The organism is Segatella asaccharophila, assembly GCF_054687055.1.
The window spans coordinates 18129-42496 of record NZ_BAACAN010000004.1 but is presented as its reverse complement, the minus strand read 5'-3'; the positions used below and the strand labels follow the sequence as shown (position 1 = coordinate 42496).

General features: G+C 42.4%; 20 protein-coding genes and 1 tRNA gene. 10 read left to right on the top strand and 11 right to left on the bottom strand.

Annotated elements, in window-relative coordinates; translation table 11 throughout:
- Positions 1–116: 116 nt before the first annotated feature.
- Complete coding sequence (locus tag ACYRYG_RS03530; protein WP_460197633.1) at positions 117–773, bottom strand: hypothetical protein; 657 nt, start codon at positions 771–773, stop codon at positions 117–119.
- A 150-nt stretch (positions 774–923) separates the two neighbouring features.
- The gene (locus ACYRYG_RS03525; protein WP_460197632.1) at positions 924–1067 is read right to left on the bottom strand and encodes a BsuBI/PstI family type II restriction endonuclease; all 144 of its coding nucleotides are present in this window, start codon (positions 1065–1067) and stop codon (positions 924–926) included.
- A 1394-nt stretch (positions 1068–2461) separates the two neighbouring features.
- Here ACYRYG_RS03525 and ACYRYG_RS03520 point away from each other — a divergent pair.
- The 4 genes from ACYRYG_RS03520 (at position 2462) to ACYRYG_RS03505 (ending at position 6688) form a co-directional block, all read left to right on the top strand.
- Positions 2462–3415, top strand: coding sequence for a hypothetical protein (locus tag ACYRYG_RS03520; RefSeq protein ID WP_293427249.1), 954 nt, complete (start codon positions 2462–2464; stop codon positions 3413–3415).
- A gap of 294 nt (positions 3416–3709) precedes the next feature.
- Positions 3710–4537, top strand: coding sequence for a hypothetical protein (locus ACYRYG_RS03515; protein ID WP_460197630.1), 828 nt, complete (start codon positions 3710–3712; stop codon positions 4535–4537).
- Positions 4538–4965: 428 nt separating this feature from the next.
- Positions 4966–5895: a hypothetical protein gene (locus tag ACYRYG_RS03510; protein WP_460197628.1), complete on the top strand. Its 930-nt coding sequence runs from the start codon at positions 4966–4968 to the stop codon at positions 5893–5895.
- Between the two features lie 7 nt (positions 5896–5902).
- Positions 5903–6688 carry a hypothetical protein gene (locus ACYRYG_RS03505; RefSeq protein ID WP_460197627.1) on the top strand — a complete coding sequence of 262 codons (786 nt, stop codon included), beginning with the start codon at positions 5903–5905 and terminating at the stop codon, positions 6686–6688.
- 117 nt (positions 6689–6805) lie between these two features.
- Here the strand turns inward: ACYRYG_RS03505 and ACYRYG_RS03500 are convergent, their stop codons facing one another.
- From ACYRYG_RS03500 to folP, 5 genes are all read right to left on the bottom strand, one after another.
- Positions 6806–7855, bottom strand: a complete 1050-nt coding sequence (locus ACYRYG_RS03500) for a sugar kinase (RefSeq protein ID WP_460197626.1) — start codon at positions 7853–7855, stop codon at positions 6806–6808.
- A gap of 225 nt (positions 7856–8080) precedes the next feature.
- Positions 8081–9295 carry an acetate kinase gene (locus ACYRYG_RS03495; protein ID WP_293424748.1) on the bottom strand — a complete coding sequence of 405 codons (1215 nt, stop codon included), beginning with the start codon at positions 9293–9295 and terminating at the stop codon, positions 8081–8083.
- Between the two features lie 45 nt (positions 9296–9340).
- Entirely contained in the window at positions 9341–10390 is a 1050-nt protein-coding gene (gene pta, locus ACYRYG_RS03490; protein ID WP_293427237.1) for a phosphate acetyltransferase, read from the bottom strand.
- A gap of 302 nt (positions 10391–10692) precedes the next feature.
- Positions 10693–11472, bottom strand: a complete 780-nt coding sequence (cdaA, locus tag ACYRYG_RS03485) for a diadenylate cyclase CdaA (RefSeq protein ID WP_293424744.1) — start codon at positions 11470–11472, stop codon at positions 10693–10695.
- Between the two features lie 149 nt (positions 11473–11621).
- Complete coding sequence (folP, locus tag ACYRYG_RS03480; protein ID WP_293424742.1) at positions 11622–12458, bottom strand: dihydropteroate synthase; 837 nt, start codon at positions 12456–12458, stop codon at positions 11622–11624.
- A gap of 178 nt (positions 12459–12636) precedes the next feature.
- On the opposite strand from folP, the gene ACYRYG_RS03475 reads away from it, so the two are divergent.
- Both ACYRYG_RS03475 and ACYRYG_RS03470 read left to right on the top strand, forming a co-directional pair.
- Positions 12637–13965, top strand: a complete 1329-nt coding sequence (locus tag ACYRYG_RS03475; RefSeq protein WP_293427283.1) for a UDP-N-acetylmuramoyl-tripeptide--D-alanyl-D-alanine ligase — start codon at positions 12637–12639, stop codon at positions 13963–13965.
- A gap of 131 nt (positions 13966–14096) precedes the next feature.
- A tRNA-Pro gene (locus ACYRYG_RS03470) sits at positions 14097–14169 on the top strand.
- 149 nt (positions 14170–14318) lie between these two features.
- Here the strand turns inward: ACYRYG_RS03470 and ACYRYG_RS03465 are convergent.
- Positions 14319–14798, bottom strand: coding sequence for an Lrp/AsnC family transcriptional regulator (locus ACYRYG_RS03465; RefSeq protein WP_293418244.1), 480 nt, complete (start codon positions 14796–14798; stop codon positions 14319–14321).
- Positions 14799–15003: 205 nt separating this feature from the next.
- Between ACYRYG_RS03465 and metE the strand changes: the two genes are divergently transcribed.
- Positions 15004–17334 (top strand): 5-methyltetrahydropteroyltriglutamate--homocysteine S-methyltransferase, encoded by a 2331-nt coding sequence (gene metE / locus ACYRYG_RS03460; RefSeq protein ID WP_460197625.1) that lies wholly within the window; start codon positions 15004–15006, stop codon positions 17332–17334.
- A gap of 19 nt (positions 17335–17353) precedes the next feature.
- Here the strand turns inward: metE and ACYRYG_RS03455 are convergent, their stop codons facing one another.
- From ACYRYG_RS03455 to ACYRYG_RS03445, 3 genes are all read right to left on the bottom strand, one after another.
- Positions 17354–18283: a ComEA family DNA-binding protein gene (locus tag ACYRYG_RS03455; RefSeq protein ID WP_293418240.1), complete on the bottom strand. Its 930-nt coding sequence runs from the start codon at positions 18281–18283 to the stop codon at positions 17354–17356.
- 230 nt (positions 18284–18513) lie between these two features.
- Complete coding sequence (locus ACYRYG_RS03450; RefSeq protein WP_293418238.1) at positions 18514–19866, bottom strand: sodium-dependent transporter; 1353 nt, start codon at positions 19864–19866, stop codon at positions 18514–18516.
- A gap of 124 nt (positions 19867–19990) precedes the next feature.
- Positions 19991–21352 (bottom strand): sodium-dependent transporter, encoded by a 1362-nt coding sequence (locus ACYRYG_RS03445; RefSeq protein WP_293418236.1) that lies wholly within the window; start codon positions 21350–21352, stop codon positions 19991–19993.
- A gap of 495 nt (positions 21353–21847) precedes the next feature.
- Between ACYRYG_RS03445 and ACYRYG_RS03440 the strand changes: the two genes are divergently transcribed.
- From ACYRYG_RS03440 to ACYRYG_RS03430, 3 genes are all read left to right on the top strand, one after another.
- Positions 21848–22063: a hypothetical protein gene (locus ACYRYG_RS03440; RefSeq protein ID WP_293418234.1), complete on the top strand. Its 216-nt coding sequence runs from the start codon at positions 21848–21850 to the stop codon at positions 22061–22063.
- Between the two features lie 80 nt (positions 22064–22143).
- Positions 22144–22836 (top strand): response regulator, encoded by a 693-nt coding sequence (locus tag ACYRYG_RS03435; RefSeq protein WP_293424736.1) that lies wholly within the window; start codon positions 22144–22146, stop codon positions 22834–22836.
- Positions 22837–22939: 103 nt separating this feature from the next.
- Entirely contained in the window at positions 22940–24352 is a 1413-nt protein-coding gene (locus tag ACYRYG_RS03430) for a sensor histidine kinase (protein WP_460197622.1), read from the top strand.
- Positions 24353–24368: the final 16 nt, after the last annotated feature.

Genomic DNA, 24368 nt, shown 5'->3' with positions numbered 1-24368 from the left:
TTAAGAGGATTAATAAAAGCCTCATGCTTTGCATTTTGCGATTCCCCCACTCCCAAAGCTATTTAGAGACAAGCGAGAAAAGTAAAATCTTCTCCTCAATTTCTGATAACAATAGACTAATTCTTATCAGAATCTACTATTTTTTTAAATTGCCAACAACGTAAGTCTTGAACATATTTCTTATTCGAAGTAGAAACAGCTTCAGGAAAATCTTTCAGTAATTTTTTCTCACCCTTATCATTGTATTCTGCGACATTTTTCCGAACAAAGGCTTCTACTGCTACTTCTTTCTCACCGTCAACCCATTTTATGGAAAAGCCATCAAAAACAGACGCTTGTTGATATAATGCCTCATACATCATTGTGGATCGGCTTTCCGGTTTCCCATCAACTTCAAACTCACGAATAAGCATAGACGCCCTCACTGCTTTCTTCGGGCAATTACCTTTTTCGAAAGTAATGTCAATGCCAGACACATGATTGTTTAAAAATCCAAAAGGGAAGACCGGCTTGTTTTTTCTGGCATCCTTAGGATTTTTATGGTATACAACCGGATCCTTGATGCCATTCTTTTCCTCTTCATGATAATAAAATTCCACACATGTAGGGTAAACTTTAATTTCTTCTTTTCCACTAGTCACCAAGAAATAACCTGCTAATGCTATCCGTGCGATATCTTCAAATTCAACAGGCGCATCTTTACTACCAGAAAGAAGTTTCTTTCGGGTGTCCTCATTCAAGGTGAAATTTTCCAGTTTCTGTTGTAATCCCATATCTTTATTTACATTTAAAGTTAAACTCTGTTCAGATTTTCCAAGTTGAGAATTATTCTAATAACAAATTTAGATAAAATTTCCGAATAACAACTCAATAAAACAAAAAAATCTCGTGGCCTCCTGATTAATCTATTTAGATATAATGCCTCACGACTGCGGACCGAGAAACTTATCACCGTTCAAATGAACCGTATGATCTGGCATCTCTGCAATCCAGACCTCTGTTTCCCATGCTAAAGAAGCAGCAAAATGCTCTATATCCAAATTTATTCGGGATGATACATCCAGCATATAAGAGAAGGATCAAAATTCCTTCCTCTCTATCCGAAATATTCCAAAGACATGACAGGATATACAAAAAGTTTTCCTATATTTGTAATTAAAAGTCCTTGCAAATGGTCGGAAAACAAAAACTTGACAGATATGAAATGCATAAATACTGGGGAAAGAAAACAGCATAAACTCATCTGAATTTGACAAATGGGACGGATTATTCCATTAAGATCAACTTCTATCATTTTCTTACCATAAACTGGGCGATTGTCTCTCTACCATGTTATAAAACTTGTATATATAATCGAAAACGCATAATGATGTGAGCAGAATATCCGTGTTAACAAATTACAAAATCAATACATTTTATTCTTATTTCCTTCAAGATAAGAATTTTTTATCGTAATTTTGCACACTAATAACCCCGCATCCGCTTTTCATGCATGATACGGATTTGGGTAAGAAAACAAGGACAAAGAGGTATAAAAGTAAAAGTAATTATGAGCAGAAAAGAGTTAAGGTAATGCTGTTTTAACTACCCTCAGAAAACAGCCACAAAAAAGCACAAGTCAATATATCTGTAGGACACAACTTGAAAGAAAAAGGGAGAAAGTAAAGTGAGGAACCTTACAGATCAGAGTTTATTGACGAAAGAATTGTCTTGTATAATAATTAATCATTGCATTCTTGGTGATTAATATATGAATCTGCATTTCGATTAAAAGAAATTGAACGAGACCTTTAGATAGTCTTTCATACTTCATGCAGAATAAGAGAAACTGACTACAACCCCTAAAGTTCGAGGGTAGTCCCATAAGGAGGAGCCACGATGACCGGAAGAGGGCCACAGAGCTTTTCGCCCACTGTATAAAAATGGATAACACAGCAAACATGAATTTTGCTAGAAGGACAGGGGAACACGATTTGTAGAAAGTCCGTCTATAAGGACTTTAGAGAACACCCACAAAGACAATATCCAGTGGGAAACACTTTTGGGCCAGCAACAGACCTTTATCATGTTGTCATTCACGAAATATAGTCCAGTTTAAAGAAATGGAAAAAAACTATTTCAGTTTATCAACTTTAATGGTAACGTACAGGACAATTCCTAACCTGTGATTTCCACTTTACCGGCAGCAAGGCAAAAACGAAGTTGAAAATAAAAGCTATGCGGCCCTCAACTGTTGTAAACCTATCTTACAGGCACTCAATAGCTGATTATCTGAAGAACTATAAATTCGTATGACAGATCCATCGGAATCTGTCAAAATAAAAATCACTTTCAATAAATTTATTTTTACAAATTCAGGAAAGAGGATGTAATAGAAAGTCAGGCCCATTGACTAATCCAGAAAAGGGTTCATTGGCGAAGGGAATCTTCTTTTTCCAACACAAAAACGACAAGAAAGAAAATGAAAAGAGTATATCTGTGGTTCACAATGCTTTCTCTTTTAATGGCATTGAATTCCTGCTCCTATCGTACAAACAAATATGAAATAATTACGGACTCAAAAGTTCGTAACGTACAAATCACTTTAGGCGCTATTACAAATGTAACCGCATCAGGAAGTGAGCATACACTCAACAGTATGGTCACACGATCTACAACAAATAGCACCAATACTGACGACACGGTTAATGTCTCTTCAGAAATCACATCCATGCCGGATTCTCTGACTGCCTATCTTGTAGCAGATGAAACTAAAGGACAATATGCGCAAGGGGAAATAGTAGACACCATAGTCTTGAAAAACAAGGAAGTTACAACCACTAATGGTATCCGGCAAACATCCTACACCGCGACAGACTCCGTTCCTGCAATGAAGTGTAAAATCTATGTAACGAACTATCATGCGATAAAAGAGACTCTTTATCATTACTTCAACACCTCTATCAGCAGCCTACCCGATGCTTCCCAGGATTTATATCTCTACGGGGAAAGTAATGATGATGTCGACTTCTCCGCTACAAAGACAGCTAACATCAATATCATTAACCCATACGCTGCAGTTTGCATCCGGGATGCCTCCCCAGTTTCAGACACTCCAGTTCCAGAATTTATGAAAACAAATGCCAAAGAGGATACCTATTACTATTATAAACCCGATTCTACGGCCACATGGTACTACCTGTATATTCTCTGCCCGTCAGACGGGACGACAAGCACTTCCACCAATACAGAAGTTAAACTTATCGGTGTACCGGAATACACAGACAAAGAATATTTACTGGATAAGCAGATTACCGCCAATAATGTATACACCTATACTTTTCACTCGAGTACCAGTGATGTTAATACAGGAATAAACATTATCGCAAACGGTTTTTCCGGAACATCCAGCAGTGTCATCAATATTTTTGAATAATCGACCAAACCATTTCATAAACTATTCTCCTTTATAATCAATCCCCGGAACCATTACTACATTTTATTAGTATAAGTTCCAGGGGTATTTAACATTATGAAAAATATTCTTTCGAATTTTGTTTTTTTATAATAAGGTGAAAGCAGTTTCATTATCTTTCGAAAGTTAATTTTAAGCAAATAAGAGTTACATTATATTAAAACAGTAAGTTTTTTTACCGACTTCGAAAGGTTATTTCACAAAAAATTAATAACTTTACGTAAATGAATAACCAATATAGAAATAGGAGGTCCTATGAAAAAATTTATGTTAACTTTTATTGTACTTCCGATTTTGACAACTTTCTCCTGTTCAGGAGAAGATGAAGCTACTGGTCTACTTGAAAACAGTACAAATAACAACAATGTAACTATACAGTTAAGAGCAGAACCGGAAGTTACGGAACATATCAGTTCTTTTGAAAAGACAAATACCGGTAAAATCTTCACACGTGCGGGCGAAACCTCTTCAGACAGTATATTCACACCTACTCTCCCATCAACCTTTAAAGCCTATTTCGTGGCTGCAGAGAATAAAGGGCAATATCAGGCAGGAAGCATGGTAAAGACTGTAGTCGTCAATGACGGAACCAATGATATCACCGTACCTGCCATGAAATATAAAATCTATGTAACTAATTATGACATAGATAATATTCAGAACAACTCTGACGTTGAAGCATCATTACCGGAAAGTTCATCTATTCTATACTATTATGGAAGCGATGAAAAAGACCTGGACAGTAGCGGTATTATAGTAGATATAGCACTGACCGAACCGTATGCAGCTGTAGCCATCTACAAGAACAACTGTATATCCAGTGCTCCAATCTATAAGGACAGCAGCACATACAGTTCCACCGGTAACTGGTACTACCTTTATATCCGCAATTCGGAAACCAGCACAAAGATACCTGTTAGTATTGCAGGAAATGGAACGAGTACCTACGCATTAGAAAAAGACATCTCACCAAAACATGTCTATCAGTACACACTTTCAAAAAGTACAACTTCTACGGAAGGATCACTGAATATTACCGTGAATGGATTTTCCAACACCTATAATTCTACCATCAACCTCTAAAATAGCTAACTGACAGAAAAGACAGATACACTCAATACCATAGTTTTTATTTTCCATGTTATGTTTTCAGCCTTTGCTCTCCTGACAGAAGGGAGGCAAAGGCTGATAGTTATCTCAAGGCTACACTATAGCCAGACCAAAAGCATACCTAACTTGATCATTATCAACAGTTTCTTACCTTAATCAAAGAATCGTTAAACTAATTTAATTACAAGCATTTTTTACAGAAATTACAATTGTATTTCAAGAAAAATGTATAACTTTGCAACGATTTTCAGGAAGATAGGTTGTAAGGGACCTTTGGAGGTATCTCCACAACGTATATAAAAGGTCTGAACAACAAAGAATACCAAAGGCACTAATCAAAAGTGTAAGCAAAAGATGCCCGTAAAAAGGTAAAAGAATTTCAAGATACGTTCAAAATATACATGAAAAAAATATTTCTCAGTCTAGCAGCTGTCATTACCATTCTTATGATCATGAGTTCCTGCTCTGACGATCCAGAACTTAGCACCAATATAGCAAATTCAAAAAATGTTTCCAGTATAACGGAAATAAGTTTGAACATCAATTCCGGTATTGACATTTCTGAAGACAGCAGCACCTTCACCAATCATTCGGCTACGGATGTAAGCACACGTTCCGTTGCAACTACCCCCGCTAATTTCAGTGCAGAACTACCATCTCAGTTTACAGCCTATTTCGTAGCCGCTGAAGCAACAAGCGAATATGCTGAAGGGGCTATTGTAAGGAAAGTAACCGTAACGACTGGAAATAACAACATTTCTGTACCCGCCATCAAGTATCACATCTACGTGACCAACTATGATCCGGCTGATGCCCCCATAGCTGACAAGAGCAGCAATCAGGAAAGTGCAGTAAAAGCTTTAGAAGACAATCTGCCTCAGAATTCTACCACCCTCTATCTCTACGGGGAAAGCGATGCAGACTTCAGTTCCACGACTTCAACAGCCAATGCCACGGTATCGATGACTAACCATTATGCTGCCGTATGTGTGGCAAGCACCCATGTGGAAAGTGTAAACGAAGGAACCAGCAGCGCCCAGGGTGATGCTTACCAACTCAACAGCGAAGGTACATGGTACTATATGTATGTCAAGGCACCTTCCAGCGGCACGACCTCTACCGACCTTACCATTAAGGTAAAGGATTTTTCGAATATTCCTGACGGAAAAGAATATACTTTCAGTGAAGATATCACGGCAGACAATATCTATCAGTACACTGTAAATGAAAAAGGTGGCCTGATCATCACCGTAAATGCCTTTGATGGAGTCACGCCGACTACCATACATTATCATGTAGATTCAAACGGAAACTTGGTTAAGGATAATTAAAAAAACAATGAAAAAAATCGTTTTCTTATTTATTTCTATCATCACTGCGTTCACCTTCGCTTCATGCTCTGAAGATAGCAGTACTCAAGCTACGGCTAAGTATGTCACGATCAACCTACAGATAGGAGCAGATACGACACTCACCCTTTCAGGTGGCAGCACATCCTCTGCATATAATAGCAGTGTCAAGAAATTCGAAAGCGGAAAGACTCTCCTTTCTACAAGAGCCGTAGCTAATGTTACTAATTTTGTACCTGAAGTACCAAACACTTTTACAGCATATATTGTGGCATCAGACATTAATAATGATGGATGGATCATTCAGGAATATACAGCCGAAGTACATACCGGTAGTAATTATGTTACAATACAAGCCCCAAACCATCAAGTTAATTACCGAGTTTACGTAACTAATTATTCTCAAAATTCTAAAGATTGGTATACATGGTCTGATGCAACTTCTCAGTTGCCACAAAGTTCTACGACGTTATATCTTTTCGGAACAAGTAAAAATCTTCAATTAAACAATAATATCCTTAGTGGTGAAGTAAAAATGGAAAATTATTATGCCGCTGTATGCATTTACAATAATAATTACATTTTACAACCTCCACATGACAATAATGGAAATACTGATTTTGTATTAAGTGGACAATGGTATTATTGCTATATTAGAAGTCTTAGTTCTACCACCACAACAAATATAGCTATAAACAGATCAACGAACTATAAGGGCATACGAGAACAAATCTCCCCTAACAACATTTACCAATACATCATTGATGATAATTAAAAATCTTTCTATAGTTCCTTCACAGAATAACCTTTCCGGGAACATCTTTCCGGCATTCACAAGAAAGAGCCGGAAAGATGCAAATATTAACGATCCATTCTGGACAGCAAGGATCAGTTATCGCTGAATCCTGCCCCCAGCACTTGTAATATTGTCCAGGATTTCCTGCTCGCTCACCAGATTCTGATCTCCGGTAATCGTATTCTTCAACGCACTGGCAGAGAGGGAGAAGTCCAGATCCCGCTGATTATCTCCTGAACACTTCACGAAAGCATGGAGATAAGCCGCCACAAAAGCATCCCCTACTCCCATTGGATCAATGATCGGCTGAATGTCATAAATACGAGAAGTATAAAGATGATCTTGCTCCACATCATAAAGCAATCCCGTCAGGATATGATGACGACTGCTCAGTTGATTCCGCAATGCAAGGACCATTTTCTTGCAACGCGGGAAAAGTTGGTGCATCTTATGGAAATACTCCGTATAAGCATTCCTGTCAATTTTAAAATGACTATCTTTAGCTGTGAACGGAATCTGCGGCACGCCACTTGCCACCTCCCATTCATTCTGGTCACCAAAGATCATTTCACTGTATTGCAGCATCCTGTAGAGCACATCACGAGGATCCAGCCCAAACTTCCAAAGATTAGTCCGATAATTAATATCCGCGGTGATATGTACCCCTAATTCCTTTGCTTTTCTCAGCGCATCAAAAGTAGTATCCATCGCATCGCGGCTGATAGCACAAGTAATACCCGAACAATGGAAAAATGCAGCACCCTGAAAAATCTTATCCCAGGGGATCATCCCACGTTCAAGAGAATAAAACGAAGAACCTTTCCGATCATACACGACCATAGAATTACGCATGGCAGCCCCTCTCTCAAAATAATACGTTCCCAAACGATCGCCACCCCGTACGACATGACTCACATCAAGTCCAAACTGGCGCAGGTGCATCAAGGCTGCATCACCTATGGGATTCTGAGGAACACGCGTGACATATTCCACATCATCTCCAAGTATAGCAAGCGAAACGGCTACATTCGCCTCACTCCCCCCATAATGGCCCTCAAAAAGATGCCCTTCTGTCAGTCGGAGATAGCCAGGCTTTGAAAGCCTCAGCATAATCTCTCCAAATGTTACGATCTTTGTTTGCTTCATATAATTATCATTTAAATTTGACGTATTAAATCGAATATTCACAATTCCATTTTCCAACCCTTCAGTACCCGTAACCATTACCAAACCCAGTCTCTCCTCTCCTGGATAAGACAAGGGCCCAATCTCTTATAAAGAAACTGGGCCCTTGCCCCTATATATCGATCCCCTATTGCCTTTACCTCTCCTGAAAAGATCAGATGGATCAAGCAATGGAGACCAGGATGATCAACTTTTTTTAGTAGCCTTTACAAGTTCCATCGTATCCCGTGCAATCACGATCTCCTCGTCCGTAGGAATAACCAGGACATTCACCTTCGAATCAGCAGCAGAAATAGGCCCCTCTTTGCCAAGCACCATCTTCTCATTCCGTTCCTCATCAAACTTGACCCCGAGGAATTCCAGTCCCTCACAGGCAGCCTGACGCAAGTCCGTCTGATTCTCTCCGACTCCTGCCGTAAAGATAATCGTATCTACACCGCCCATTGCAGCAGCGTATGCACCAATATATTTCTTAATACGATAAGCATACATCTTTAAAGCCAACTGTGCACGCTTGTTCCCCTCCTTGGCAGCGGCATCCACATCACGCATATCAGAAGAGACACCCGAAATCCCCAGTACGCCACACTCTTTATTAAGGTAATCAGCCATCTCCTGTGGTTTCTTATGCAACTTTTCCATGATATAAGTCACGGCCGACGGATCTATGTCACCCGAGCGGCTGCCCATCATTAAGCCAGCCAGAGGGGTCAGTCCCATAGAAGTGTCCATCACTTTCCCATTTTTAATAGCTGCAACGGAAGCGCCATTACCGATATGGCAAGAAATAATCTTCTGATCCTTGATATTCACACCGAGCACCTCACAGGCGCGATGAGAGACATAACGATGGCTCGTCCCGTGGAAGCCATAACGGCGTATGTGATATTTCGTATAGAGATCATAAGGTACAGCATACAGATAAGCATAATCCGGCATCGTGCTATGAAAGGCATTATCAAAGACCGTAACCTGAGGTGTGTTCGGCATCAAGGCATCCACGGCACGAATTCCCTTCAAATGACCGGCATTATGTACCGGGGCGAGGTCACAAAGGCTTTCAATGCCTGCCTCAACCTGCTTATTAACAATACAACTCTTCTCAAACAGGTCGCCCCCCTGCACGATACGATGGCCGACGGCATCAATCTCATCCAGGCTCTTGAGGGCACCCAACTGGGGATCAAGCAATGCCTTGAACACCATATTGACCCCCTCTCTATGATCCGGCATATCATGCATGATCGTCTTTTTCGTACCATTAGGAAGTTTTACCTTGATAAAAGCACCGTCCATCCCGATACGTTCCACACCTCCCTGAGCCAGAACAGACTCATGATCCATATTGTACAGTTTATACTTAATGGAAGAACTGCCACAGTTTAATACTAATATTTTCATTGTCTATCTATTCTTTGAAATTCTGAATTATCCCCGGTCAAGCGATCAAGCCTTTTTCTTTGCATCCTGAGCCTGGCAGGAAGTGACGGCAATCATATAATAAATATCATCTACCGAACAGCCACGGGAAAGATCATTGACAGGGCGGGCGATACCCTGCAGGATCGGGCCGATAGAGAGAGCTCCGCCCAGACGCTGAACGAGTTTACAACCAATATTGCCAACGTCAAGATTAGGTACGACAAGAATATTAGCCCTGCCGGCAATCTTGCTACCCGGGGCCTTACGAGCACCAACAGACGGATCAAGAGCAGCATCTACCTGCATCTCACCATCCACTTGTAAGTCAGGATACTTCTCATGAGCAAGTCTGGTTGCATCAATCACCTTATCAATAATGTAAACGCTCTTACCCGTCTTCTTGTCTTTCGCATCCTTAGCACTTCCTTTAGTAGAGAAACTCAACATGGCAATACGAGGCTCTTTGAATCCGGCTACACGAGTAGCCGTCTGGGCCGTAGTATAAGCAATCTGAGCAAGTTGCTCAGCAGTAGGATCAGGCGTCACGGCCACATCACTCATCAAGACCACGCCATTCTCACCATATTGCTTCTGGGTAGTGATCAGCATCATCGCCCCGGAGACGCAAGTGATACCAGGAGCACATTTGATAATTTGCAGAGCAGGACGGAGCGTATCACCCGTTGTGCTCAGGGCGCCGGAGATCTGGCCGTCAGCACCTTCCGTCTTAATAATCATACAACCCAGATAGAGGTTGTTATGTAGTACCAGGTCACGAGCCTGCTCGATGGTCATCCCCTTTTTCTTACGAAGCTCCGCTAACAAAGAAGCATATTCCCCCATTTTAGGGTTATGAAGCGGGTCAACGATCTGGGCTTTAGAAATATTCTTCAGTCCCCACTGATGAGCCAAACTTTTAATATGTTCAGGATTGCCAATGAGAATCAAGTCCGCAAGGTCATCGGCTAAAGCCTTGTCGGCAGCCTTCAAGGTACGCTCCTCTTCAGCTTCTGGGAGCACAATACGCTGCTTGTCCGCCTTAGCGCGTGCAACGATCTGATTTAATAAGTCCATAGTTTGTATTTAATAGTTCTTATTGATATATTTTCTGTTCGATATAGGAAGAATAATCATCCTCGCCCATCAAAAGTTCACGACTTTCAAAATTGTTATTTCGATATTGCAAATATAGCAAAATATATCTATAAAGAAGGGGATAATGAGATAAATTTTGCTAAATAAAATACATTATCTATTCCCCCATGTTGATTTGAAAGAAAGGCCTAGTTAACACCACATTCATCCTCCCAACCAACAAGAAAACATATAAAGAAAAGCCATTCCGGACGTCCTGTTTATATCCTAAAACCAAACGCCTAAACCATTTCCTTTGTCAGTATGCTTTCTAACTCTTCTGCCGAAAGTCTCAATCGGAAAGTCCCCTTGATCGCCACCGATATTTTCCCCGTTTCTTCAGAAACGACGATTGCGATGGCATCACTATTCTGCGATATGCCCATGGCTGCACGGTGCCTAAGACCCAGTTCTTTAGGAATATCCAGATTATGAGAGACCGGCAGGATGCATCCTGCAGCCTTGATCCGTTTCTTTGAAATGACCATGGCTCCATCATGCAGAGGAGAATTCTTGAAAAAAATATTTTCTATCAACCGCTGGTTGATACGAGCATCAATGACATCGCCCGTATCCACTATATCATCAAGAGGAACAGAACGCTCTATGACAATGAGTGCCCCTACAAATTTTTTGCTCATGCTCATGCATGCAAGGACTATCGGCATGATTGCTTCCTTGTCCACCTCACGCTCGTTACCACTCTTAGAAGAACGCTTAAAGAGTCTGACCAGGCGCCGGATGCCCTTCTGAGACCCCAACTCATAAAGGAATTTCCGCACATCTTCCTGAAAGATGACAATCAAGGCGATTACCCCTACGCTGACCAGTTTATCCAGTATGGCCCCCAGAAGTTTCATTTCCAGAACACGGCTGACAAACAGCCACATCAAGATAAAGACCATGATGCCGACGAAGATGTTGAGCGACCGGCTCGCCTTCATCAGTTTGTAGATATAGTACAACATCAAAGCGACCAAGAAAATATCGATGATGTCTTTGATCCCAAATTCAAATGGCATGGTTATTATCTTATCATATTATTATTTCTCCAACAGAAGAGTTGTGTACAGTCCTTTAAACGCAGACCAGCGGAAGTCCATAATGAAACCACGTCATAGACGCCACTGCAGGCATACCTTGTGACAACTCCCTTCTGCTGCATTCTCATTCAAGCCTTTCTCATTTTTTCCACCATCTTCACGGCTTCGACGGCAGGTTTCACATCATGTACGCGAAGGATCGAAGCCCCTTTCATCAACGCAATCGTATTGAGAACTGTAGTCCCATTGAGCGAAGTGGTCGGATCACCGCCTATCAATTTGAATATCATACTTTTCCGGGAAATACCGACCAGGACCGGAAGGTCCAGCGCTTTCAGTTCCTCCGCATTCTGAAAGATACGGTAGTTATCCTCAAGTGTTTTTCCAAATCCAAAACCCGGATCCAGGATAATATCACGGGCCCCCAGATCACGCAATTCCTGCACCTCCCGGGAGAAAGCAATCAGCATGTCATGAAGATCAGACTTTACAGACATCAGGATGTAAGGCACCTTCAGGTCTCCCACCACATCAAACATCCGTTCACGCTCATGAATAGGCGTATTAACGATACCGGTCAACCCGCCTTCAGAAACATCATTGATGAGGTCTGCGCCCCATTCTTCAATGCAACGTCGTGCAATACCAGGACGGTAAGTATCCACTGAAACCACAGCATCAGGCTGTTCACGGCGGACAATACCCAACGCGTTCTTCAACCGACGGGCCTCCTCTTCGTCTCCTACCTCATCAGCCCCGGGGCGTGTAGAAAAAGCGCCTACGTCGATCATCCTTCCCCCTTCAGCGATAATTTGATTAGCCCTGTCAGCGATCTCTTTTTCCGTTTGCTTCCTGCTCCCGGCATAGAAACTATCCGGAGTAACATTAAGGATACCCATGACCTGAGGAATAGATAAATCTACCAATTGGCCACGTATATTCAATGTAAAATTCGTTTTTTCCATTTACAAACTCTCTTTTCAATGTAAATATCCAAGTGCCTGATCCTGAAGGCCTGCTTAAACACTTGCGTTGCTTTGCAAAAATAATCATATTAATTGAGAAAACCACCTCTTTTTAGGAAAATCGGCACTACTTTTTAAGAAAATTGCAGTAACTTTGCAAGGGTTTAAAGATAAAATGATGAAAATCTCCGACTTATACAAGATCTACCAGCAGCATCCGGCCATCACGACGGACAGCCGCAACTGTCCGGAAGGCAGTATTTTTATAGCCCTCAGGGGAACCTCCTTCGACGGCAACCGTTTTGCAGCAATGGCATTGGAAAAGGGATGCAGTTATGCCATTGTGGACGAGCCGGCTTACGCCAGGAAAGATGACAACCGGTATATCCTGACAGACAACTGTCTGGGCACATACAAGGAGCTTGCCCGCGAACACCGCCGCCAATTCCATATTCCGGTCATCGGAATCACGGGCACCAATGGCAAAACCACAACAAAGGAACTGATCTCCACCGTACTCCAGAAGAAATACCGGGTCATGCACACTGAGGGTAATTTCAACAATGATGTAGGAGTACCTAAGACGCTGCTCCGCCTTACGGGCAAAGACGAAATCGCCGTCATTGAAATGGGAGCAAGCCATCCCGGTGACATCAAGAAACTGATAGAATATGCCGAGCCTACCTGTGGAATGATCACTAATGTGGGAAGGGCCCACCTGCAAGGTTTCGGAAGTTTCGAGGGAGTCATGAAGACAAAAGGCGAATTGTATGATTTCATGAAATCACATCATGGACTGGTATTTATCAACCACGACAACCCTTATCTGATGCAGATGGCCAAGGAACGTCACCTTACCCAAATGGTCGATTATGGGCAAAAAGAGGATGAGGCATTGGCTGTGCAAGGTTCTGTGGTCAGTTGTGCTCCTTTCCTGAAGTTTACCTGGACCACAGGTAAGGCTTTCGAGGGCCAGCCGGCAAAAAAGACACACACGGTCCAGACCAAGTTGATCGGTGCCTACAATCTTGATAATATGCTTGCAGCTATCACGATAGGAAGACATTTCGGCGTGAGTGACGAAAAGATTGACGAAGCCCTGACTAACTATGTTCCCACGAACAATCGCTCCCAGTTGACGGTTACCCCTCACAATCATCTGGTCATTGATGCCTACAATGCCAATCCTTCCAGCATGAAAGCAGCCATAGAAGCTTTCCAACTCATGGATGTGCCCGGGAAAATGGCGATCCTCGGAGACATGCTCGAACTCGGTACCGTATCCGGAGAAGAGCACCAGAAAATCATAGACGAGCTCCACAGAGCCGGGATCACAAATGTCTGGCTGGTAGGTCCTGAATTTGAAAAGACACAATCAGAATTCCGAAAATTTCAGGATGTAGAGGAGGTCAAAGTTGAAATTGCCCGTCAACAGCCACAAGGCCATTATATTTTGATCAAAGGCAGTAATGGTATCCGGCTTTTTGAATTGCCTCATCTCTTATAAGAAATCCGAAGCAAGTCCGTTACAGCATGAATCTCGATTCCGGCATACTATAAATTTCCCAGCCGATCACCATTTTTCTTAAAGAAAATGCACGCGTTTCAGAATTTTACAGTATCTTTGCACTTGCTTATCGGGATTTAGCGCAGTTGGTAGCGCACTACGTTCGGGACGTAGGGGTCGGGCGTTCGAGTCGCCTAATCCCGACAAAAGTAATTATAAGGAACTGATTATCAGTTCCTTATATGCTTTTAAGGGGTAAACGGTCGGACAAAAGTCGGACAGCACGGACCCCTCTTATTTTAATAGTCGTGCCCATTTGAACAGCTCAAATAATATCGTTAGTTAGACGAGTTTCACTTATCCGCAGGTTCAGGGATAGGAATACCATGATTAGACTTCACCACCCCAATCACGAAATTACTATGCAACCTCCCGATACTATCAATGACTCCTAAAGTGTTCAACACGAAATCCTGATAATGCTTCATATCCTTCACATAGATTTTCATGAGGAAATCATAATTACCTGAAGTGTTCCAGCATTCCACAATTTCATCTATATCCTTGATTGCAGCCATAAACTCATCCCCCCATCGCTTGCCATGCTGCTTCAGCTCAATGCCACAGAGGATGGTCAGTCCGTTTCCGACCTTTTCAGGATTCACTACCGCCATATACCTTTCAATATACCCCTCACGCTCCAAACGTTTCTGACGTTCAAAAGTAGGAGTCGGTGAAAGATTAACCCTCGCTGCCAGTTCTTTCGTAGCCAACTTGGAATTGTTCTGCAATTCTTTCAGAATCTTCACATCAATATCATCGAGCTTATCCATTTTCCGTTCTTCTTTTAGTTTAAAATCAAGAATATTATTCTGATTTATTCCATAATAATTGCAAATATAGAGAATATTTCCGAAAGAAGAAGATCATTTGTCTATTTTATAATTTATTTCTAACTTTGTTCCCGAAATATTCTATTTGCCTCCTCATCTCAGGAAAAGAGAAGAGGTCATCAATAAAAACAAAAATGAAAAGACAATGAAAAAAGTAATAGGACCTTCAAAATTAAAGACCCAAGTGCTGGGATACCCCCGCATAGGAGCTCACAGGGAACTGAAGAAAGCTTGTGAAGCCTTTTGGAAAGGCCGGATCACGGAACAAGAACTGCAAGATACCGGACGTCAGATCAGACGTACAAACTGGTTAGTTCAAAAGAACAAGGGAATAGACCTGATTCCTAGTAACGATTTCTCTTTCTATGACCAAGTACTGGATATGTGTCTGATGATGAATGCCATACCCCAAAGGTATGAAGATCTGAAAGACCAGAAAACCACACTGTACTTTGCGATGGCACACGGTCTACAGAAAAGCGGCGAAGATGTCATTGCCATGGAGATGACCAAATGGTGGGACACCAATTATCATTATATCGTGCCGGAATTCACTAAAGACCAGTCGTTCGACCTCTTTGACGACAAGGCAGTACGTGAATATGCCGAAGCCCGTGATATGGGCATTCAGACTGTTCCCGTACTCATCGGTCCCATTACTTTTCTATTATCCGGCAAAGAAAAGGGAGAATCCTTTGAGCGATTAGACCTCCTGGATCATCTCCTGCCTGCCTATATCCGACTGTTGACTACCCTTGAGAATGCCGGCGCTGAATGGGTTCAGATTGAAGAACCCTTTCTGGTCACTGATTTTCCTGAAAAGGTTTCAGAAGCATACCGTCATGCCTTTCAAAAAATACAAGAATCTACCCAACTGAAGATCATTCTGAATACTTATTTCGGAGATCTGGAGGAACATGCAGACCTCGCATTATCCCTGCCTGTGACAGCCATTCATATAGACTTAGTGAGAGGCCCAAAACAAATCCGGCTGCTCCGTCAGATGCCTGCAGATAAGATTGTCTCATTGGGCGTCATTGATGGGCGGAACATCTGGAAAGACGATCTTTCTCAGTCGCTGTCATCGATCCGTGAAGCAGCAAGTTTGCTGGGTTATGACCGGGTATTCATCTCCCCATCCTGCTCTTTCCTTCATATCCCATACGATCTGGAACTGGAGAATAACGAAAAGATCCTGCCTCTTGAAATCAAGAAATGGATGGCCTTCACCCTTCAAAAGACAGACGAACTGACCACATTGAAAGACTACATCAACAATGATACAGAGGCCGTCAAACATTACGTGGCTCAAAACAGAGATCTGAAGGAAAGAGAAGAGTCAGCAAAGGTGCATGATGCGAATGTGAAAGACAGACTCAGCAAAATTACAGATGAAGATTATCATCGCCAGCATCCATACACGGTACGGAGGAAGATCCAGAACGAAAAACTGAACCTGCCGCTCTTCCCTACCACGACAATAGGATCATTCCCTCAGACAAAGGAAGTAAGAAACTGGCGTTCCAGATACCGCAAGGGTGAAGTTTCAGCCGAAGCTTACCGGGAATTTCTGAAAGAAGAGATGACACGATGCATTCATTGGCAAGAAAAGATCGGACTGGACGTACTTGTACATGGCGAATTTGAACGCAATGACATGGTGGAGTACTTCGGAGAACAACTCTCCGGATTTGCATTTACTCAAAACGGATGGGTGCAGAGTTATGGTTCACGATGTGTCAAACCACCGATTATCTATGGCGATGTCTCCCGGCCACACCCGATGACAGTCGACTGGATCACCTTTGCCCAGTCCCAGACTACAAAGCCGATAAAAGGAATGCTTACCGGTCCTGTCACCATCCTGGAGTGGTCATTTGTCCGTAATGATCAGCCCCGATCAGAGACCTGCAAACAGATTGCACTGGCCATCAGGGACGAAGTCTGTGACCTGGAAAAGGCCGGCATCGGGATTATCCAGATTGATGAACCGGCCATCCGCGAGGGTCTACCCTTACAGAAAAAGGAATGGCCTGTGCACTTGAAATGGGCCATAGACTCTTTCAGACTCGCCTCTAGTGGAGTAAAAGACGAGACACAGATCCATACGCACATGTGCTATTCAGAATTTAATGACATCATCACGGACATCGCCCGTATGGATGCAGATGTCATTACGATAGAATGTTCACGGTCACAAATGGAACTGCTGGATGTCTTCCGCGATTTTCATTATCCCAACGAGATCGGTCCGGGAGTATACGATATTCACTCCGCCAGGATCCCATCCGTAGAAGAAATTGTCCATCTGCTCAAGAAGGCCGCAGTACTCATTGATCCTCAATACCTCTGGGTGAACCCTGACTGTGGGTTGAAAACCCGTGGATGGGAAGAGACCCGGCCATCACTCTGTCACATGATCAACGCAGCCAAGCAAATGCGGACAATCTATTCCCGGGAGACGAGAAAAGGGTGATATCAAGGCAGCCCTCGTCTTACATTCCATAATCCATATAAGGTTCCAGTCGGGCTATTTCAGCAGGAGGAAAATCACGGTCATTTGACAATTGGCGTAAACTTTTTATCGGGCCGTGCAAACGTCGGAAATCATAGATAGCACGAGCCTGATAGAAATTAATGTACGGATGACGGCGGAGCTGGTTAACGGTCAACTGATTGATCTTCAGTTTATGAACTTCGGAGGGTGAAACCTTGAGGAACTTCTCGGCCTCAGGAGGAACGCCCCCGATCTCCTCTATCTGCCTGACACTGTAAAAACCACCCAGCCGGTCACGATAATTGACTATAGCCCGTGCATAGCCACTCCCTATACCTGGTATTTTCTGAAAGGAGGCCGTATCCGAGGTATTCAGGGAGATCTGCTGCCCTGGATGTAACTTGACAGGATAGCTGAAGTGTGTGGTATCCTTTCGGCCGCTCTTTTCTGGGAAGCCATTCTCTACCGACGAATAAAGGGATGAGGCTGGAGCATAATCATCTGAAATATGTATATAAGGTTTCAAGACGCGATACTGCTTCTTCGTCAATCCATATAATCGTGCAAAATCTGACGGTTTACGGAAGATTCCCCCTTTAGCACGGTAATGATAGATGCTTCTCACCTGCCATGGTGCCAGCCCCAGATGTAACAGTTGGTCACTATCTGCCGTATTCGGATCAAAGGAGGCCAGGCGCAACTTTCCCAAGGGAAGACGCTCATATCCTTCATCAGAAAAGCTCCTGCTGGAGCCTAAGGATCCGGCATACCGTTGCGACTGTCCAAGTGAATCCGAAGAAGTCAGAGACTGCTTGTTCCGCCCTCCGATAAAGAATACGGCAGACAAAGCTATCACGACAACTATCAGGATCACGACTATAGCCAGCCGGTCACTCCGCTGAAGATAGAAAAAACGGCCTAAGAACAATATTCCCCGCCATTAAAGGTTAAAGACTAAAAGTGGAAAGCGGTTGTTGGTTGCTAACCTGAAAGATCCAACTTACACAATATGGATCAAATACTTTCGAAAAAACAACACAGAAAAATTTGCAAATCATAGTATCAGATTTAAGGTTCTACAGTTATCATCCCTCGAGCGTGCTCCTTCCAACAGTCATGGCCGTGAAGGATACTATAGGAATAACGCAGGAGAAAAGACTATAGTATACCAAGTTGGTGCAAAAAGATAATCAGGATGCACAACGGGCATAATATGCGTACAGCAAAATAATAGAGATTGAACGTTCGGCCCTTGAGTGTTCCCCAGTTAGTATATTCATCCTTCACGATTTTCTTAGGTACGAACCACCCGATAAGGATACACGTTAAGAAAGAACCTAAAGGCAATAGAATGTCAGAAGTCAGATTATTACAAAAATCAAAGAAAGACATTCCAAACAATTTAAGGCTCGGCACCGCTCCACTTGACAAAGAACATAAGACACCGATGATACAGCAGATAATCGTCTCTATCCAAGCCCCCTTCTTCCTGGTCAGATGAAATTCCTCATAGAAAAAGGACGTCCCGATCTCATGCATAGAGATTGTAGAGGTAAGGGCAGCTAGTGCTAGTAACGCATAAAATAAGACCGCGACTATATATCCGATCACCGGAACGGATCCAAAAGCTTGTTGGAACACGTTGGGCAGAGTGAGGAAAATCAAGGCGGGACCACTATCCGGATTAATCCCTACAGAGAAAGCTGCAGGAAAGATCATCAGTCCGGCCAGAATAGCAACTCCGGTATCAATCAATGCGATCTGAGAAGCGGAAGTAGCCAATTTAGACTGACGGTTAAAATAAGAAGCATACGTACAAAGACATGCCGATCCCAAACTCAACGAGAAAAAAGCCTGTCCCAAGGCATCAAAGATGACATGAGGAGTCAACTTTGAAAAATCCGGTTTGAAAAGGAACAGAATACCCCGGGAGGCGTGTGGCAGCAAACAGGAGACGATCACGATCAGGATCAACATGAGAAACAGTAGAGGCATCATGATGCTGGAAGCCTTTTCCAAGCCTTTACGCACTCCTTTGACTACGACAAAATGCGTTAGCAAAAGAAATGCTATCGTCCAGAACACAGGCCGTAAAGGATTAGCAGTAAAACTCTGGAAATAAGTATTCACCTCTTGTGCATTCCCATGAATCTGGCCTAAAATGGAAGCAAAAAGATATTGCAGGCACCAACCGGCCACTACTGCATAAAAGCCCAGAATCATCATAGAAGTAAAAATACCTATATATCCGATGATCCCCCCCGGACCTCCATGCGACATCTTGCGATAAGCCCTGGCAGCATTTGCAGCAGAATGCCTGCCGACAACAAATTCACTGATAATCCCCGGTATACCTAAAACAAGTACGCAACCAATATAAGTCAGGATGAAGGCTGCCCCGCCATCATGTCCTGTCATATAAGGAAATCGCCATATATTACCTAATCCTACAGCCGAACCGGCTGTAGCCAGGATCATTCCTATCTTACTTCCAAATTTTTCTCGTTCCATGTTGTATTACAATTTATCAGGTTATATGCTCACCTTATTCCGAATATTCCACCAACTCTCACTTCAACGAAGTATTATTAGTCAGTCGATAATGATTTCCCCATTATGGTTCATACTTTTTCTATCAGAACACCTTAAACTGATGCAGGAAGATTGCTAAAATCAATAATGGGCAAATGAAACGAACAGCGATCAGATAAACATTAAAGAAACGGGAAGACAGAGTCCCCCAGTTCGTAAATTCATCCTTAACAACTTTTTTGGGGAGGTACCAGCCCAGGAAAAGACACATCAGGAATCCACCTACAGGCAGCATAATATTCCCGGTAACAAAATCAAACCAATCAAATAATGGTTTTCCGCCAAAAGTCAGAGCCGTTGATTTGCCCAGAGACAAAGAACAAAGGGCACCAATTATACAACAACTGATGGTAACCAGCATTGCCCCCTTCTTTCTGGAAATATGAAGTTCTTCATATACAAAAGCCGTATTGGCTTCATGAAGAGAAATTAAAGACGTTAAGGCTGCAAGGAACAGCAAGCCATAGAAAAACAACGAGATAAGCCATCTTAAAAAAGGCGCCCCGGAAAAAGCCTCGTTGAAAACATTCGGCAAAGTAATAAATATCAGAGAAGGACCACTATCCGGACTGATTCCCACAGAAAACGCCGCAGGGAAAATCATCAGTCCGGCAAGAATAGCTACGGCAGTATCAATGAAAGCGATCTGTCCTGCCGATTTTGTCAGATTGGTCTGTCGGCTAAAATAAGATGCATAAGTGCAAAGACAGCCCATCGCTATACTTAATGAATAGAAGGACTGCCCCACTGCATCCAAAAAGACATTACCGTTCATCTTAGCAAAATCAGGTTTGAAGAGAAAACTGATCCCCTTTTCAGCTCCTGGCAGCAGGCAAGATATGACAACCACTACCAGTAAAAGGATGAACAGCATAGGCATCATCACTTTAGAAGCCTTTTCGATACCATTTCTGACGCCATGTACGATGACAAAATGAGTGATCAGAAAGGTAATCACCGTCCAGAATATTGGACGGACAGGATTGGCACAGAAAACCTTAAAATAATTTACGACAAAAGTCGGATCACCTTTCAACTGCCCCATAAAGGATGCATATAGATAATTCAGGCACCAGCCTGCTACCACTGCATAATAACCGGTTATGAGATAGCCCGTCAATGCCTGGAAATACCCAACGAGTTTCCAGGAAGTACCATGAGACAAGTTACTGTAGGCCCGGGCTGTATTCGCAGCACCATGACGACCGATAATAAACTCACTGATAATACAAGGTACTCCCAGGATAACTACACAAACGATATAACCCAGTATAAAGGCAGCACCACCATCCTTACCCGTCATGTAAGGAAATCGCCATATATTCCCTAAGCCCACAGCAGAACCTGCCGTAGCCAAAATGGCTCCCAATTTACTTCCGAAACTTGCTCTCTCTTCTTTAGGCATTTTTCAATCTATCAATTAATTTTGTCAAAACACTGCAAAATTACAAAAAATATCTCATTTTTCAAGCAAATAGAAAGCAAAAGTGTCTTCTCTATTAGAATTAAAGTTAAAATTCAAGCTTTCAGGAGTTTTATGGAAATGCCAAAGTTCTCATTATCAGCATATTAAAAGAAATCGGCAAAATACTGACAGATTCGCACTTTTTAATAGGGAAAAGAAGATTCTGAAAAAGAAAAGGGAACTTTAGCATAAAATCCGTTCATTTTAAGTTCTCTTTTTCAAATTCTCTTTTATTTTGAAAACAAACTATTACTTCAATGATTCATTTTCTATCTCATTTTTCAAGGAAAGGGTCTTGTCCTATTACAGTAATTTTTAGAATCCGTTACATTCAGATGACAAAAAAGGATTATTATTGAATGTCATCAAATTGTAACACTTTCTTTACACAGACTTCACATCTCATCTCTATTTTTGCATTTAAAGGAACAAAAAATGTATAAGGAAGAGTCAGCAATAGCATTATCAGATGCAGCATTTTCCAGACAAATGTGTATCATTATGGAAATTATTCCGTTTTTATCTGAAAAGAGGTATTCAGGCAAGAAAGATGGAATGTATCGAGGAGCACAGCCTGTAAAGTACCGGAATCAGAGAAGGGTTGATCCTTCCGAAAATTTTGCTGCAGCCCGGCTCCTCTCATTACTTTAAATAAATGATACCCGTTAAAAAAGCAGGTGTCTTAGAAAAAATAATTGTATCTTTGCATACAGATAATAATAAGTATTTTGATGGATGATAATAAAGCTCGAATACTCGTTGTAGATGACGAAGAAGACTTGTGTGAAATACTCAAGTTCAATCTGGAGACAGAAGGTTACGAAGTGGAAACAGCTAATTCAGCAGAAGAAGCTTTAGACAAGAACCTCTCGTCTTTTCAGCTCCTTTTACTGGACGTAATGATGGGTGGAATGTCTGGGTTCGCTATGGCCAAACAACTGAAAGAGGATCCGGAGACAGCCCATATACCCATTATCTTCTTAACTGCGAAAGATGCCGAAAATGACACGGTTACAGGTTTTAATCTGGGGGCTGACGACTACATTTCCAAACCTTTCTCCATCCGTGAAGTACTGGTCAGAATCCGTGCCGTCCTCCGCAGGACCAGGGAAAAGGGGAAAACAGATGAGTCCCAACTCCTCAGTTATCAGGGGCTATTGATGAATCTGGACAAAAAGACCGTTTCTATAGAGGGTAAGAATGTACCTTTTACAAAGACCGAATTTGAGCTGTTGCATCTCTTGCTGAATGAAAGAGGAAAAGTGTTTTCCCGGCAGGAACTGATCAATCGTGTTTGGCCCAGAGACGTAATGGTACTTGACAGAACAGTGGATGTCAATATCACCCGGCTGAGAAAGAAGGTTGGTCCTTATGCCAAATATATCGTAACACGCCTGGGATTCGGTTACTATTTTGATGCATAACGCCGAACCTTCAAGATACATTTCCAGTTAATCGTATTTCCCCTGTAACATCAACCATTGTTGATCCATTATCGGGAAATCCCTACCTTTAATATTCTTGCTCATGCACAAACTATCTCTTGGGAAAAAATTATTCTATAGCGTATTAGCAATATTTCTCGCTTTTGCTGCTGCATTCATCGCGTTCCAGCAAGTGCGCGAGAAACAGTACAAGATAGCCTATTTGAATCAACGACTGCAAGACTATAACGGGCGCATGAATGAAGCATTAAAATATATCGGCAACCATTCAGAAAAAAGCGTTTCCGACTATGTCCACACTCACCCGATAAAAGATTTGAGGGTCACGTTGATTACAGATAAGGGAAAAGTAATCTTTGACAATGTGAATAAAAATTACCGGAAGATGGGGAACCATTCCAATCGCGCGGAAGTCCGACAGGCCTTAGCCAAGGGGGCAAGCATAACAGTAGAAAGAAAGAGCAAGACCCTTCAGCATGATTATTTCTATTCAGCGACTTATTTCCCCAGGGAACATCTGATCATCCGCAGTGCCCTTCCTCACAATAATGAACTGTCCAAATCACTAAGGACTAACCGACTTTATCTCTGGTTTGCACTTGGTATTCTTGTCATCCTGACGACTTTTCTCTATCGATTCATGAACCGCCTGAATTCAAATGTAGATAAACTCCGCACCTTTGCCTACCGGGCGGAACATAATGAGAGCCTGGATGTCGAAGACCTGGCAGCTTTCCCTGATGATGAACTTGGCGAAATCGCAGAAAGGATCATCAAAATGTATAAGAATCTACGCAACACACGTAAGGAACAGGGTATATTGAAACGTCAGCTGACACAAAATGTTGCGCATGAACTGAAGACGCCAGTGGCGAGTATTCAAGGTTATCTGGAAACGATTCTGGATAATCCTAAAATTGACGCTCCTATGAAAGATCAATTCCTCAGACGCTGTTATGCCCAGAGCCAACGGTTGACGAGTCTTCTGCATGATATTTCTACGCTGAACCGGTTGGACGATGCCTCAACCGAAATGTTTGATTTCGAAACGGTAGACATCTCCCAGATGATCAAGGATATTCAGAAAGAAACAGCCTTATCATTAGAGAAACGAAACATGACTTTCATTGATCAACTTCCCGATAATGTCAAAGTCCAGGGCAACCGCTCACTACTCTATAGCATCTTCCGCAACCTCACCGATAATGCGATCTCATACGCCGGTGAGAATACGACTATCCTACTGGAGAGTGAATTACAAGGCAACAAATGGCACTTCACTTTTAAGGACAACGGAGTCGGCGTGGCTCCGGAACACCTTCCCCGCCTATTTGAACGTTTCTATCGCGTAGACAAAGGCCGCAGCCGGAAGATGGGAGGGACAGGATTAGGACTGGCTATTGTTAAAAACGCCGTACTCTTGCATGATGGAACGATCAGGGTAAGAAATAATCCGGAAGGAGGCCTTCGATTTGATTTTTCGCTAAAGATATAGTTTTTGAGAAAAGGGA